At 40.1% G+C, this 14,602-nt stretch carries 13 protein-coding genes; 4 read left to right on the top strand and 9 right to left on the bottom strand.

Annotated elements, in window-relative coordinates:
- The first annotated feature begins 234 nt into the window (after positions 1-234).
- Both L8106_RS13760 and rlmN read left to right on the top strand, forming a co-directional pair.
- A complete protein-coding gene (locus tag L8106_RS13760; protein ID WP_009784931.1) occupies positions 235-645 on the top strand; it encodes a hypothetical protein in 411 nt (136 codons plus the stop codon).
- 124 nt (positions 646-769) lie between these two features.
- Positions 770-1,816, top strand: coding sequence for a 23S rRNA (adenine(2503)-C(2))-methyltransferase RlmN (gene rlmN, locus L8106_RS13755; protein ID WP_009784930.1), 1,047 nt, complete (start codon positions 770-772; stop codon positions 1,814-1,816).
- A gap of 106 nt (positions 1,817-1,922) precedes the next feature.
- On the opposite strand, the gene L8106_RS13750 is transcribed toward rlmN, so the two are convergent.
- Together L8106_RS13750 and L8106_RS13745 are read right to left on the bottom strand one after the other, a co-directional pair.
- Entirely contained in the window at positions 1,923-2,162 is a 240-nt protein-coding gene (locus tag L8106_RS13750; protein WP_009784929.1) for a hypothetical protein, read from the bottom strand.
- A gap of 386 nt (positions 2,163-2,548) precedes the next feature.
- Complete coding sequence (locus tag L8106_RS13745) at positions 2,549-3,418, bottom strand: lysophospholipid acyltransferase family protein (protein WP_009784928.1); 870 nt, start codon at positions 3,416-3,418, stop codon at positions 2,549-2,551.
- 153 nt (positions 3,419-3,571) lie between these two features.
- Between L8106_RS13745 and L8106_RS30535 the strand changes: the two genes are divergently transcribed.
- A complete protein-coding gene (locus tag L8106_RS30535; protein WP_083798409.1) occupies positions 3,572-3,748 on the top strand; it encodes a CoA-binding protein in 177 nt (58 codons plus the stop codon).
- Here the strand turns inward: L8106_RS30535 and L8106_RS13740 are convergent.
- From L8106_RS13740 to L8106_RS13730, 3 genes are all read right to left on the bottom strand, one after another.
- Complete coding sequence (locus L8106_RS13740) at positions 3,736-5,148, bottom strand: diguanylate cyclase domain-containing protein (RefSeq protein WP_083798408.1); 1,413 nt, start codon at positions 5,146-5,148, stop codon at positions 3,736-3,738. The genes L8106_RS30535 and L8106_RS13740 overlap by 13 nt on opposite strands.
- A 23-nt stretch (positions 5,149-5,171) precedes the next feature.
- Positions 5,172-8,492, bottom strand: coding sequence for a PAS domain S-box protein (locus tag L8106_RS33005; RefSeq protein WP_009784926.1), 3,321 nt, complete (start codon positions 8,490-8,492; stop codon positions 5,172-5,174).
- A gap of 371 nt (positions 8,493-8,863) precedes the next feature.
- On the bottom strand, positions 8,864-10,582 hold the full coding sequence (locus tag L8106_RS13730) for an ATP-binding protein (RefSeq protein WP_009784925.1): 1,719 nt from the start codon (positions 10,580-10,582) through the stop codon (positions 8,864-8,866).
- Between the two features lie 475 nt (positions 10,583-11,057).
- Here L8106_RS13730 and L8106_RS13725 point away from each other — a divergent pair, with 475 nt between their 5' ends.
- Positions 11,058-11,933: a S1C family serine protease gene (locus L8106_RS13725; protein ID WP_009784924.1), complete on the top strand. Its 876-nt coding sequence runs from the start codon at positions 11,058-11,060 to the stop codon at positions 11,931-11,933.
- Between the two features lie 150 nt (positions 11,934-12,083).
- On the opposite strand, the gene L8106_RS13720 is transcribed toward L8106_RS13725, so the two are convergent.
- From L8106_RS13720 to L8106_RS29615, 4 genes are all read right to left on the bottom strand, one after another.
- Positions 12,084-12,344 carry a hypothetical protein gene (locus L8106_RS13720; protein WP_009784923.1) on the bottom strand — a complete coding sequence of 87 codons (261 nt, stop codon included), beginning with the start codon at positions 12,342-12,344 and terminating at the stop codon, positions 12,084-12,086.
- A 99-nt stretch (positions 12,345-12,443) separates the two neighbouring features.
- Entirely contained in the window at positions 12,444-12,668 is a 225-nt protein-coding gene (locus tag L8106_RS13715) for a hypothetical protein (protein ID WP_009784922.1), read from the bottom strand.
- Positions 12,669-12,673: 5 nt separating this feature from the next.
- Positions 12,674-13,006, bottom strand: a complete 333-nt coding sequence (locus L8106_RS13710; protein WP_009784921.1) for a hypothetical protein — start codon at positions 13,004-13,006, stop codon at positions 12,674-12,676.
- 159 nt (positions 13,007-13,165) lie between these two features.
- Positions 13,166-13,744, bottom strand: coding sequence for a COP23 domain-containing protein (locus L8106_RS29615; RefSeq protein ID WP_009784920.1), 579 nt, complete (start codon positions 13,742-13,744; stop codon positions 13,166-13,168).
- Positions 13,745-14,602 lie beyond the last annotated feature (858 nt).

Below are 14,602 nucleotides of genomic sequence, written 5' to 3'. Positions count from 1 at the left end.
TACATTTCTTTACACTACCTATTCTTCACTATTGTAGTTTTTTCTGAGGTCTTGGCTGAGGTCGAGTGCGATTGCCTCTGTCAATGACGCAGCGCGCGTCAATCGCTTACCATATAAGACAGTGATTAGTGTTTTCTGTAAAAAGCTATCAATCCCATTTGAACTCCTGTACGGGTAATTCCTCAATTATCCTGACTATACTCCTGAACTTCTGACTAACAACTTTAAAAGACTATGCTGGGTACTTTTCAACAAAGCAATCTTCGTATTGAAGTCGAAGCGTCAGAAGTGGCGATTCGCGAGAGTTTATTGCGTCCAAGTCAGCTTCAACAATGGTTATGGCCTCAACAGTTTTCACCCGGGCTTCCGGAACAGTTTCAAACTGGGATGACGTTTACCAGTTCTATCGGGCCTGTTACTATTCAGCATTATGTGGATGTGGCGGAGTCGAACTGTCTCCGTTTCCTGTTGAGTCAGGGAATAGATGGTTTTCACGAATGGTATTGGGGTGAGGGTTGGATTCAGTCCCGACTTGAAGGAATTTCGGTGATTCCATTGAATTTAGGTCAAACGATCAATTTAGTGCGATTAAAAGATTTTTTAAGTCATCAAAAAAAGGGTGTGACTAATTCGCCTTCTTCTTGAATACTGAGTTGGGCGGGTTGATTGAGGTGATCTGTTAGTCTCATTGTTGGAGAACCCGTCCCGACAGTTAGGTTGTTATTTTGTGTTATTATTTTTATAAATTAGATTTTTATAATTACTTTCTATGTTAACAATTAAATCCTCTCAAGTCCCTTTACTGGGGTTGTCTTTAGAAGAATTAACGAATTGGGTTCAAGAACAAGGACAACCTGCCTATCGCGGCAAACAACTCTATCAATGGATTTATCAAAAGGGTAGTAAATCTCTATCAGAAATCACAGTTTTTCCGAAACAATGGCGAGAAACTGTGGCAAATTTTTCTATTGGTCGTTCTACAATTCATTATCGATCAGTTGCGCCTGATCAAACGGTTAAATATCTGTTAAAGTTAGCGGATAATAATATCATTGAAACCGTTGGAATTCCCACCGAAAAGCGCCTAACAGTTTGTGTTTCCTCTCAAGTTGGTTGTCCGATGGCTTGTGATTTTTGTGCAACGGGAAAAGGGGGATTTGTTCGCAATTTAGAAACCCATGAAATTATTGACCAAGTATTAACGGTTCAAGAAGATTTTGGGCGACGAGTTAGCCATATTGTATTTATGGGAATGGGAGAACCTCTGCTGAATACAAAAAATGTCGTGGCGGCGATTAAATCTCTTAATCAAGATGTAGGTATCGGACAGCGAATGATCACGGTTTCAACTGTAGGAATTCCCCAACAAATTCGTGATTTTGCGGGCTATCAACTTCAAGTTACTCTCGCAGTCAGTTTACACGCTTCTAACCAAAAGCTACGAGAAAAGTTAATTCCTAGTGCTGACCATTATCCCCTCGAAAAACTGATTGCAGATTGTCGAGAATATGTCAATACAACCGGAAGACGAGTCAGTTTTGAATATATTCTTCTCGCAAATTTCAATGATAAACCCGAACACGCGATTGAACTAGCAACTCATCTACGCGGCTTTCAAAGCCATGTGAACTTAATTCCTTATAATCCTATTTCTGAAGTGGATTATCAGCGTCCGACTTCACCACAAATTAATACCTTTATGAAAGCGTTAAAAGAGCGACATATTGCCGTCAGTGTGCGGTATTCTCGCGGTTTAGAAGCGGATGCAGCTTGCGGACAGTTACGGGCTTCTCAAGTCAATGCTTCTCAAAATTAGCAAACACTTTGACTCTTTTCTAAGGATATTTTTCTCTTGTTGAAAACCTTAGTATTGAGATGAAGTTAAAGGAGAGTTAACCCCTCCTTATTTTAGCTTCTCAAGGCTACTTCACATCAAAAACAACCGATTTAACAGACTGTAATTTACTGGCATAAAGACCTGGTGCCTGTGCTTCGATCACATTTCCCGTTTGCGGACAAGTGACCATCAAATAGTCACAAACTCCGCATTCAGTTTGAGTGCGATCGCTGTAGTGCCAACGTTCGGCTAATGCACCACAATTAGGACAGTGAACTGCTTGTTTTGTTACCGTTTGAATGGATTTTTGTGTTGTAGTCGTCATTTTAAACACCGATTGTGTAATTGAGTAAAAATTTTAAAGTGAGGTTCAATTCATTCCCGAATTCAGACTGTGGGGATGTAAACCGATATGAATCTCTATCATTCCGACAATTCTAGAGTCATAGAAAAGCAGGATAAATCTTTTTCTACTTATCCATCCAGTTTGTCATCAGCCATATCCCTTACAAATCCTTCTTTCGGCATATTTCATTGATCCCCTACAATAAATTCTGTATATTTTACTTATTTAATAGACTATCTTATCACAGTTTTCTCTAAAAACAAGTAAATATCTTCGTAAAGATAGTTTAAAGCCACTTCTCGAAAATGATTACAAAAAGTAAAACAAATCAGACAAAAAGCACCAACAAGATTAATTTAATATCATTAGCGATCTTGTGCCTCAACTGATGCCACTAAAGCGTCAAGTTCTTGCTGCATTTGAGTCTTAACCCGTTGATAACAAACATCAACATAATCCTGATTTTGAGAAGCTTCTCGGCCAGACCGTTCAAAATGAATCGGCGCACAAATTCGGGTATACATCTGAACAGGCAGGGGCAAATTAGGCAATGGCCCGATGCTAATTCCCCAGGGAAGACCGAGATAAATCGGAAAAACTTCAGGGTCAATATCCATGAACCAAGGCATTCCCAAGTCATGTAATTGTTTGACTTGTTTGTAACAATCTGCTAAGACAATTAAAGTGTCGTGAGCGCCCCAAGAAATCACCGGGATAATATCAGCTTCTTCTCGTAAAGCCAATTTGATAAAGCCTTTACGTCCCGCAAAACAAATTTGATTTCGCATAGAATGGAGACGAAAAACATCCTCAGCGCCTCCAGGATAGACCGCCACTGCTGCATTCCGTTGAAAAGCGGCGATCGCCATTCGCGGATGAGCAACCACAGCGCCACATTTGACCGCCTGACTCGCCACTGAAGGGGCTACTTTCCACATATTCCGGTGCATCAACCCATAAAGTAAGCGATCGCTCCCAAACCGCCGAAACCAGTCATACAGACACATATGTGTATCCGGTGAAGCTAAACCGCCATTGTGAGAACCGACAAGCAAAATTTTCCCTTCAGAGGGGATATGATGCCAACCATCGGTTTGAACTCGAAAATAGTAGCGATAAAACCATTCCCAAAAGGGCATTAAAGCGTTAATATAATCGGGATCGCGTTCATCTAAAGACCAACCATCGTAGCGAGAACGAGAAGTGGGCGGACTGGAATAAGCGAAATCTGACACGGGAGTTAAGAAATGTAAACACTACCAAAACCTAAGATAATCTAGTTTTCCTACAAATGGCAATAAATTAGAGATTGGTTTTGCTTGTTACACAGTCTAATGGCAAACTTAAATCTAGAGGGTCAAGCGGTGTTATCAGAATTTTGATCTGAAATTGTCTCAGAAGCGATCGCAATTCAAGCAAAAACGGTTTGGGGACAGTTGGGCGTGATGGATGAAACTGTGACTAAAGTTGCTGATAATTCTAGTTTAAATCTGATTATGGATCGCTGTATTAAAGTTGAGTATACACGCCTAAATATAGAGCATTTTCGTTCTCAAGCCAATTGAGGTTCTGGATGTAAAGAATAGGTATCCCGTCCCCGTTGTTTCGCTTGAGATAAAGCTCTAATCGAGGCACTCATTAAGGCTTCTGCGGGACAAGATTCTGAACTGGGAACAACACTAGAAACCCCTAAACTTAAGGTAACAAATTCACTAACGTTAGATTGACTATGAGGAATTTGAAGTTGTTGAATGAAAGAACAAATTGCTTCAGCCACTTGGGAAGCTTCTGAGGAATTTGTATGAGGAAGAACGACTGCAAATTCTTCACCCCCATAACGAGCAACCAGATCCGCCGGGCTACGAGTGGTTTGTAAAAGGGCTTGAGCAATTACTTTTAAACAGTCATTTCCAGCTTCATAACCGTAAGTATCATTGTAGTGTTTGAAGTAGTCAACATCGCATAAGATAAAAGATAAAGGAGCTTGTTCACGTCCGAGTTTTCCCCATTGTTGACCCAGATATTCTTCAAAGCGCCGACGGTTGGCAATTTGGGTTAAATCATCAATCGTTGTAATCCTTTCTAATTCCTCAGTTGCGCGTTGAACAACAGCTTTTGCTTGTTTGCGATCAGTGATATCGTTGGGAATCGTGAGTAAATAATCTTGTCCGTCATATTCCAATATTTCTGCGGATAAGAGTACGGTTCTAATCGTTCCTAATTTAGTTCGATAATTAAATTCTTGATTGCGAATTGTTCCTTCTGATTGTAATTGTTGAACTACTCGTTGTCGATCATCTGGGTTTACCCAAAAGTCTAAATCATCGGCTGTTTTTCCGATAACTTCATCAAAACTATAACCCGTTAAGCGACAAAAGCTTTCATTCACTTCGATATATCGTCCTTCGGCGAGGGTGCTGATCGTTAGAGGATGAGGACTACAGCGAAAGGCTTTAGAAAACTTTTCTTCTGATAATCTAAAGGCAGATTCTGCTAGTTTTCGATAGCGAATTTCTTCTTGTAAAAGTTGATTTTTTTCTTCGAGTAGGTGATTTTGTTGTTCAAGTTGTTTGGTTAAACTGCGTAATTTTAGGTGAACATTAACTCGGGCGATTGCTTCTTCATGTTGTAGAGGTTTTGTAATATAGTCAACGGCACCCAAAGTAAATCCTTTAAGTTTATCTACGGGATCTGTTAAAGCAGTCATAAAAATTACGGGAATGTCTTTGGTAGAGTCTAAAGCTTTAATGCGGCGACAGGTTTCAAACCCATCAACTCCAGGCATCATCACATCTAACAAAATTAAATCTGGCTTAATTTTTTCGAGTTTGTGGAGACAACTTTCACCATCTTTTGCAATTAAAACTTTAAAGCCAAAATCCTTTAAAAAATCAGACAATACTTTAATATTTGTAGGATTGTCATCAACAATTAAAATCAGTTCTTGTTGTCTGTTTTCCATCATAACTTAACTCCTATAAAGTAACTTTATTTGATTAGGTTTATAATACCTTCTTCGTCAAATTCCTGTGCCATTTCCAAAAGTTTAACCGCAAAGCCAATGTAACTTTGATCTAGAGATTTAAGTCTTTCAGCTTCCTGCTCAATTGTTTCAAAATCACCAATTTCTAAAGCTTCTTTGACAGCAATCAACTCTGAATTATCAGGAAGCAAGACATCTACATTTTTATCATATTTTGCAGAATAACTCATACCTGTTGGGATTTCATTATCTTCATATATCCAAGAGATTTGCAGTAAAGTCTGTAAAGTTTCTAACAAATCTTCAAGCTGTAACGGTTTAGGTAAAAAAGCATCACAACCTGATTCTTGGCTTTTTTGACGATCCAAACTAAAAACACTTGCAGAAGTTGCAATAATATTAGTGTGCTTAAATTCTGGAATTTGGCGGAGTTTTCGAGTCATTTCAAATCCATCCATTTGTGGCATGACTAAATCCGTAATAATAATATCAGGTTGACAGATAATTGCTTTTTCAACCCCTTCCTCACCGTGAGTTGCTTCTACCAGTTGAAAACCAAGCGGTTCTAACATATTAATCAGAATTGAGCGATTATCCCAACGATCATCAACTACTAATATTGTATATTTTTTACCTTTATACCCTCTAATAATTGCAGGCATAATCAAACTTGCATCAACCCATTCTGAAGATTCATGTAGATCCAAATCAACCCAAAATTTACTCCCTTTCCCAACAACACTTTCCACATTTAATGTACTCCCCATCATTGAGACAATTTTTTGGGTAATCGCTAATCCTAATCCCGTACCTTCAGCTTTACGAAAGCGATCACCGACTTGTTCAAACGGAATAAAAATCTTCTCTATTTGTTCAGAAGGAATACCAATTCCCGTATCTTGAACTAAAAATCTAATTTTGTGAGTTGCACATTGAGGAGGCGTAAAACATTGATCTGGATGTCCGACATCACAAACCTTTGCCATGCCATTTTCGATCAGTTCAGTCGTAAAGATTACACACCCTGTATCGGTAAACTTAATGGCATTACTAATCAAATTAATCAACACCTGACGGACTCGTTTTTCATCCGCATGAAGACTTTTAGGGAGATGTTGACTGGTTTGATAAGTAAAAGAAATATTCTTCTGTTCAGCCCGAACTCGACAAATTTCTGACACACCACAAAGAAAGGTTAAAAAATCAAAATCTGTCGGATGAAGTTCAAGTTTTTGAGCTTCAATTTTAGAGAGATCAAGGATATCATTAATTAATGTCAATAGGTGAGAACCACATTGTTTAATCACTCCTAAACCTTTTCGTTGCTGTGGGGTAATATTTTTATCCCGTTGTAAAATTTGAGCATATCCTAAGATACCATTTAAAGGTGTTCTTAATTCATGGCTCATATTGGCTAAAAATTCACTTTTTGCCCGACTCGCACTATCGGCTGCTGCTTTAGCCCGCTTGAGTTCTTCTTCGGCTCGTTTCCGTTTGGTAATATCCCGAACAAATGCAGTATAAATTCGTTTATTTCCAAGTTCTAACTTAGAAATTGAAGCTTCAATCGGAAATTCTTCACCATCCCGTCGCCGTCCAAATACCGTATTTCGTTCGCTCATTTTACGAGCCGATAATGGGGCTTGAGTGAAATCTTGGATATGCTGATGATGAGCGTCAACAAATCGTAACGGGAGTAAAATATCGAGGGCTTGACCGAGAACTTCGGCTTGAGAATAACCAAAAATCTTTTCTGCACCTTGATTAAAAAGAGTGATGTGTTGAGTTTCATCAATGGAAATAATCGCTTCGTCTGCATTATCTAAAATTCCAGCAAATCTGGCTTCTGAGTCTCGTAAAGCCCGTTCAGCTTCATTTTTAGCTTGAGCAATCGCAATTAACGCTCCGACTCGTTGCACTAAATTAATATCCTCTTGAGTCCAAACTCTTGGCGATCGCACATTGTCAAGACCAATAAACCCTACATTTTGATTAACATCTGCCCCGGTTAATTGCATGGGAAGAATTAATAAAGATTGAGTCGTCAGACGCTTAAGTTCAGCTTTTTCTGCTTCGGCTTCATCCGGTAATTGAGTAATACTGGAAACTTGAAAAGGTTTTCCTTTCAAAATCGTTTGCACAAACCAAGGAAAAACTTCAATCGGAACACCTTGATAATCTTGAATGAAAGATGGAACATTGAGGGCGCACCATTCATGAGTTTGAGTGAGCTTCGTATGATTATCGGTATACCGAAAAACATAGACCCGATCACAATCCATAAATTCACCTGTCGCTTCCAAGGTGAGATGAATGGCTGTATCAGTATCTTGGTTGAGAAACTGTTCGGAAATACGACTGAGCAAGTTATCTTTTTGGGCGCGATATTCGAGTGCTTCTTCGGCTCGTTTGCGATCGCTAATATCGGCATGAGATCCGGCAAACCGAACGGCTTCCCCATTTTCATCAAATAAGGCTTGTCCGCGAGATAAAATCCATTTATATTCACCATTTTTACAGCGCATTCTAAACTCAAAGGTAAAGTAAGTGGTTTTGCGCTTAATATGGTCTTCAATTGCAGCTAAAGTTGGAGGTAAATCTTCAGGATGAACTCGCTCTGACCATTCATCAAGGGTGTTTCCGATTTCATGATCTTCATACCCTAACATTTCTTTCCAACGGGGCGAATAGAAGCTTTCATTGGTTTGAACATTCCAGTCCCAAATCCCATCATTGCTTCCTCGTAAGGCGAGCTGCCACCGTTCTTCACTTTTTCTCAGTTGTTCTTCTTCACGTTTAAGTAGACGATTTTTTTCTTCAAGTTCCCAAGTTCGTTCAGCCACTTTTTGTTCAAGAGAGGCATTGAGTTGTTCTAATTCTTGATTAATTTTATGGAGGGCGGCGTTTTGTTCTGAGAGTTGTTTGTCTCGTTGATAACTTCGTAAAGCGGCTGTTACCGTCAAACATAGATCGGTTTCACTCCACGGTTTAGCAATATAGCGATAGAGACTTGCAGAATTGACAGCATTGCCAATTGCGTCGGTACTTGCTTGTCCGGTGAGCAGAATTTTTAAGGTTTTACGAGAGCGTTCGTGAATCTGTTTGAGAAGTTCATCCCCGGTCATATTGGGCATGATTAGATCAGAAATAATCAGGGGAATTTCAATCTGATCGAGTTGTAGTTCTTCGATAATTTCTAGTGCTTCTTCTCCACTTTCTGCCAGTTCAACGTTGTATTTTTCTCCCAAATAGGGTAAGAGCTGATTTCGGAGACTAATCAGCACAACTCGTTCATCATCTACACAAATAATAGTAGGTTTTCCCATCACTTTCCCCTCTAAATTTGAGGTTTTTCTAATCTTTTCGCCGGGATATTTAGAAGTTTTTATAGAGATTTTTAACTTTTATTTTATTTTTCAGGTCTAGATTTTAAAAATATCAATTTAAAGTGCATATTATAGTTTATGATGTGGACTGATTAAAATGAATCAAGGAAATCTTAACCCCAATCGTAATTTTTACTAAGTATGGAATTGATTCCTGACTAAATTGACCCCCTCGGATGAGCGAGTCAACAGATGAATGATGCGATTAACCCTACCGAAATAGTCGGTTTCAAGACAGACTATTTTCCCACCTTGATCAGAGGATAAGCTAAAATTTCCACCCAATCAGTTCAATCTGAACAAATTTCTATCTAAGATTTAGCGGTGTTATCAATAGGTATCCATACCGTAAAACTTGTCCGTCCCGGTTGACTCTCCACTTCAATATGTCCCTGATGTTGCTCGACAATCTGGCGGCAAATATCTAATCCTAAACCTGTTCCCACTCCTGCTGCTTTTGTGGTGAAGAACGGGTCAAAAATTTGGTCTTGAATCTCGATCGGAATCCCACAACCGGAATCGGTAATTTGTATCCGGATAAAGTTCTGATGGCAAGTTCCAGTAATCTCTAGTTTCCCCTGAGTTCCCATCGCCTGAATTGCATTCTGAATGAGATTCGCCCAAACTTGATTGAGTTGTTCAGGATAACACCGAATTCCGGGTAGATTTTCATAGGTGGTACTCACTTGAATGCCTTGTTTCAACTGATGTTGGTAAAGGACTAAAACGGTATCAATCTCCTCAGAAATTTGGGCGGTAATCATGCAATTACAGCGATCTGAATGCACATACTCTTTCAGTGCTGTAACAATCGTGGAAGCTTTATCAACGGCTAATTTAATATTTTCACTATTTCTATATTGCAACACCAGATAATAAGCAGTCTCTAAAATCATCATCGCGTTAGACGCTTTTAAAAGGCGTAATAGAGGAGGTTCTATATCTGTGATTCCTATTTCGACTAACATTGAAGCGAGGGTTTCTGCTTGTTCGATTTTGTGGTTGCTTAACTCTTTTTCTAATGTTCGTTTTAACTGACGTTCTTCCCGAAAAGATAGGGGGAGATTACTGGGGCGGGTTGCGGCGAGTAAAGTCAGAAAATCTTCTTGCTGAGTTGTCGAAAGTTCTTTGAGAAGAAGTGGCAGTTTTTCTAACGTATGTTCTAGGGCGTTAGATAGGTTTTGAACAGAAGCATAAATTGCCCCTAAAGGAGTATTAATTTCGTGAGCAATGCCAGTAATCAGTTGTCCGAGAGCGACCATTTTCTCGGATTGTACAAGTTTTTTTTGTGTTTGTTTTAATTCACAAATTGCTTGTTCTTGTGCTTGAGTCTGTTCAGCTACTGTTTGATGAAGATGATTGTAGCGGTAAGCATTATTTAATGAAATTGCGATTTGAGGAGACAGGCGGTTGAGGAGTTCTTGAAAAGCGGGTGTAAAAGCGTTCGTAATCAAATAGTTTTCTAAATACAAAACCCCAATGAGTTTATCCTGACATCGGAGGGGAAAACAGAATAAAGATTGGGGTTGAATCAGACAACTCGGAATCAAATCAACCTCTTGAGAAATATCATTCAACACCAGAGAAGTTTGAAGGTGAAGGACACGATTCACAATCGGCATCAAGAGGGAACTTTCGGCTGTTTCTAACGGTAGGGATTTTAAGATTTGTATAGAATTCGACTCAAGACTTCCAGAAGCTTCGATTACCCAATCCCCGGATTTTTCTAAAATCAACCACGCCTGACTGACCATTTCGGTTTCGAGGATAAGATTGATCAGGGTCAGCAGGAGTTTGTCAAGTTCGAGTTCTTGAGAGAGGCTTTGATAAGCGGCGAGTAGCCAATCGAGATCAAGCGTTGTTGAAAGGTTGGAGCCGGAAGCCCCCTGTCGAAAGAAAGGTTCACCAAGAGTCTGTCTATCGGGAAGTTGACAAGATAGAAAAGACGCTGCACCGGATGATTGAAAATTATTGTGATCGCGAAGCCTGGGCTTGCTGGTCTTGTGATTCGGTCGCCTGATATATTCCATTAGTCCCTCTGAACAATCAACCCGAGTCCCTGATGGGTAAGTTTCCCGTGACAACACTATACATGGTGCTGAAAGTCAACCTTTATTTTAGCGATGTGTTCTAGCAGATTACGATTTGGGGTTTTTTTCAAACTCTCCTCAAGTCGGATACATTTGGGGTCGTTCTCCTATATTATTAACCTCATGTCTTTTTCTCTGGATAGATTTTGAATCAGAATCAGCAATTGCATTTTCAGAAACGCGGCCAATCATCAGTAGTTCACGGCTATATTGTTTGATCCCGAGTTTGATCTTGCCGTTTGCGACTCTAACTGCTAGGCTAGCTGACTAAGACGGTGGTGCGAATTTTATCTTTTTAAATTTGGGTATCCTGATTTTAGAAAGGATTGACTGAAGCTGATCAACACGATCGCGCTGAGGCAATCTCAATATTTTTTTCAAAAAAACACGATTTACAACAAAAACACTGAATATTATGCTTTCTGTACAATACAAATCAAATAAAAACCGTTTTGCTGCCGTTTCTCAAGCGTCTCGTTCACTTTTAAAAACAGTCTTATTGGGATCTCAGGTCATTGGCGCATCGTTATTGTTCCTGGGGGCTAATCTCCCGGCGGCAGATAGCCAAACTCCTTCCTATTCTGTGGGTTACACGATGTCTTCCCCTTCTCCTTCCGAAAATGTCCCGGCTTCGATCTCTGAAATGGCACAAAAGGTAACAGTAAGAGTTTTTGCCAACCGAAGTGTTGGGTCGGGCGTAATTATCAATCGTTCTGGACAAGGATACACAGTTGTCACAAATGCTCATGTTGTTGAAAATAACTCCGGCAATTTTATGATTTTGACCGCAGATGGCCAAATGCACGGAGGCCGCCTGGTATCTTTATCCCGAAATCTTGATGTTGCGGTACTACAGTTTAATAGTAGTGGCTCCTATCAAGTGGCAAAGCGGGGAGATAGCAGTCGGGTTGCAGTCGGAGAAACAGTCGTTGCTGCGGGATTTCCGAATTGGTTGAATAGTCCAGGACGGATGCAAGACACTCGGGAGTGGGGAAATCGGCCGTTTCAACTCACTCAAGGTCAAGTGGGAATGGTACCGAACCGAAGCTTAGTTGAAGGGTATCAACTGGGTTATACCAACGACATTCGTAGTGGAATGAGTGGTGGCCCGGTGTTTAACCAACGAGGTGAACTGATTGGCATTAACGGTCGTTCTAAGTTTGCCCTCTCCGCAGATAAGGTCTATCGTTATAGCGATGGCTCTAGTCCTTCTCCAGAACAAGTTCAACAAATGAAAGCTCTGAGTTGGGCAATTCCGGTTTCTTATCTGTCGTTACAAGGCTTGTCTTAACTGCTTTCACGTTTGGTTGGACTTCAACGATTTTTAACCGATCTGTGGTTTTTATGAGTTTGTCGATGATTCGTCAATCAACCGACATCTCTGAGTTGTTGTCACTCTACTTCTTGTACCTGCTGACCGGAGAAACTCTCATCTCCAAGATTACTGGTTTTGAATTTTGGAGACAGAAATCTCTGAACCTGTTGTCGGGTCTGTCACTTCGTAGCGATAGATGGTGACTCCACCTTGTCTAATCCGATTGATTTCTTCGGTATGATCTTCGTTGTGGTATCGAGCCGAAGGTGTTCTCGGAGTTTCGGAGATCACACCGAACATTCCAATCGTGACTAAAGCAAGAGCAGCAGAAATTTTGAAGGGGTTATTCAGGCTTTGGTTGTTGGGTTTGATGGATCTGCCAAACATGATAGATTCTCCTGTTGATCGGGTTGAGATAGTTGAATTGAGATAATTGCAGGGTGAGCAGCACTGAGGTGATGGACTTTTTCTAGATGTCAGAAAGCTTCATTGTCCAACTTGATTGGAGATTTTCATCTCAGAAGTCTTACACTCTGTTAAAGATTCAAAGTCTGATTCGAGGTTCGCTGCCAGTTGACGGTTTTGTGACTTAGCATGAGCCTGAAGACTGAGAGCGGTGATCATGGCGATCGCCATAATGCAGGCTTCTGTGATGGTGAGGTTTGAGCTTTCGTTGCTCTGTGGAATAGATGCTTTCTTGACCGAGTTCATAGAAACTAGAAGTAACGTTTGAGTTTGTTATTCTCCCAGTCAACTTCTACTTCCCATCTCTGATGATTTTTATCCATCTGTGAGTTAATATTTTCACTCACTTGATTGAGATTGTTGCGCGATAGCCCAGGTTGAGACTGAACTTCTAATTGATCTAAACTGACGCTCAACTGATTATTGTTGAGATTTTGATCAATAACTTGATTGTTAGTCTCGTGAACCTCTTGCACTCTAGAATAAGAAGTTGTTGTCACTGCGGAGATTTCTTCTTGAGCTGCGGAGGGATTGGCAAAGCTAGACAATAGAAGCAGTGCGGTAGTGAGTTGTATTGCTTTCATGGTTAGCCCTCGTGAAGTTCTAAAGGTTGACGATTCTTCAATCAAGGCGATCAATAAGTTGAGCAGCGTTTAGCTTTGGAGAAAGACAGGAGTTGTACAATAACATCTGTATCTATGAGCGGTTTTTGACAACTCCTGAAATTCTTGGGGTAAGCTCAATTAGTTGTAAAGCGGCTCACCACTCGCAGTTGCATCTCCAAAGTCTTGGAGGTGTTCAACGAACACGTCGCCTTGATCCCGATTTCCTGGAGATAAAGTGAACACTACATTTTGGAAGTTAGCGTCACCGGGTTCTTCTGAGGCGAAGATTACGCCTTCGTAGTTAACGACTCCGGCTTGGTACATTTCTTCTAAAGAGGTCACACCTAAAGAGTCAGCCAAGTTTGTTAAACGAGTGCTAACTGCCGCAGCGCGACGGTCAGGAGTGTAAGATCCTTGAGGATCACTAGAAGAAAGAGTAACTTGCCAAATTACTAAAGGTTCAGATGCAACCTGGACGACTTCCCGTTTCAGTAAAGAATTTCCACCGAGAAGACCAGGATAACGAGTGTCGTAGGTTTCCCGTACAATCATGGGAACCGTACCGTATTGATTGTTTTCGGCGTCAATTTCAACAGTTTGAAAGACAACCCGTTCTTGAGTAAAAGTATCAGGTTGAGCTTTGGCTTGGGAAATACCAACGACTAAACCAGCAGTTACGATAGCAGTGGTGACGAATGCTTTGATTGTGCTTTTCATGAGTTAGACCCTCCAGGTGCTTTAAAGAGAGGTTGTTTTGTTCGGTATGTTCTTAGATTAAAACAATCCTATAGCCCTGTCAGTAAGAACAAAGTAATGTGTTCCAGTAGTTTTATGGGTGGGTGTGTTACCTGAAAGTTAGCCAAAAGTGATCGAAAAGTAAGTGAGATTTGAGAGTGTTGTATTTCTTCCTACAATCTCAAGGCTACTTCTTGATATCTTTGGTGTTCTATAAGTAATTTTACTCCTAATTTCACTTTTTGAATAAAAGCAAAAAAATATTATTTAAAATTTGATGAGAGGAATTATCTAATGTCTCAGTTCAGTCGATTATCAGGATTTTTCTCTATCTAGAGTAACGAATGTGAAAAGGTTCTAGATAGATTAGATAATAAGGTTGCCAACCCAAGATAGAGTTATTTTATATCTTTTGAGGAGAGGATTTACACTCTATCGTCCTAAAAAGAAGATAAGCTATTTTACCATTGTTTTATTTATTTGGTCGAATAAAAAACAAAAATTATTCATCATCAACGTTTCTCTTTTTATTAGATGAACGGCTCAAAAAAGAGTAAACAATCGTCAAATTTCTGTTACTAAAGTTACAAAATAGAAAATTTTAGACATTCTGCTTTTGATCGAGTCAGATGATGATTCAGCATTTGCATACCTTGTCTCTTATATAGAGTGGTATGAGCTTGGCTTAGGACATATTTTCCAACCCGAACCGAGTTAGGGAGGAGAATTGTTGTACTCACGGAATTGAGTTGCTCTATATATAGCGCTACGCGCTAGGGAACAGGGAACGCCGGATCAGGGAACAGGGAACAGCGCAAAGTGCGGTGAGTCTAGTGCGGT

This window comes from Lyngbya sp. PCC 8106, assembly GCF_000169095.1.
Taxonomy (GTDB): Bacteria; Cyanobacteriota; Cyanobacteriia; order Cyanobacteriales; family Microcoleaceae; genus Capilliphycus.
The sequence above is the reverse complement of the archived record's forward strand: the minus strand, read 5'-3'. Positions and strand labels throughout refer to the sequence as shown.

Coding starts and splice junctions, on each gene's coding strand:
- L8106_RS13760 (WP_009784931.1), top strand. CDS start 235: ATGCTGGGTACTTTTCAACAAAGCAATCTTCGTATTGAAGTCGAAGCG.
- rlmN (WP_009784930.1), top strand. CDS start 770: ATGTTAACAATTAAATCCTCTCAAGTCCCTTTACTGGGGTTGTCTTTA.
- L8106_RS13750 (WP_009784929.1), bottom strand. CDS start 2,162: ATGACGACTACAACACAAAAATCCATTCAAACGGTAACAAAACAAGCA.
- L8106_RS13740 (WP_083798408.1), bottom strand. CDS start 5,148: ATGATGGAAAACAGACAACAAGAACTGATTTTAATTGTTGATGACAAT.
- L8106_RS33005 (WP_009784926.1), bottom strand. CDS start 8,492: ATGGGAAAACCTACTATTATTTGTGTAGATGATGAACGAGTTGTGCTG.
- L8106_RS13730 (WP_009784925.1), bottom strand. CDS start 10,582: ATGGAATATATCAGGCGACCGAATCACAAGACCAGCAAGCCCAGGCTT.
- L8106_RS13725 (WP_009784924.1), top strand. CDS start 11,058: ATGCTTTCTGTACAATACAAATCAAATAAAAACCGTTTTGCTGCCGTT.
- L8106_RS13720 (WP_009784923.1), bottom strand. CDS start 12,344: ATGTTTGGCAGATCCATCAAACCCAACAACCAAAGCCTGAATAACCCC.
- L8106_RS13715 (WP_009784922.1), bottom strand. CDS start 12,668: ATGAACTCGGTCAAGAAAGCATCTATTCCACAGAGCAACGAAAGCTCA.
- L8106_RS13710 (WP_009784921.1), bottom strand. CDS start 13,006: ATGAAAGCAATACAACTCACTACCGCACTGCTTCTATTGTCTAGCTTT.
- L8106_RS29615 (WP_009784920.1), bottom strand. CDS start 13,744: ATGAAAAGCACAATCAAAGCATTCGTCACCACTGCTATCGTAACTGCT.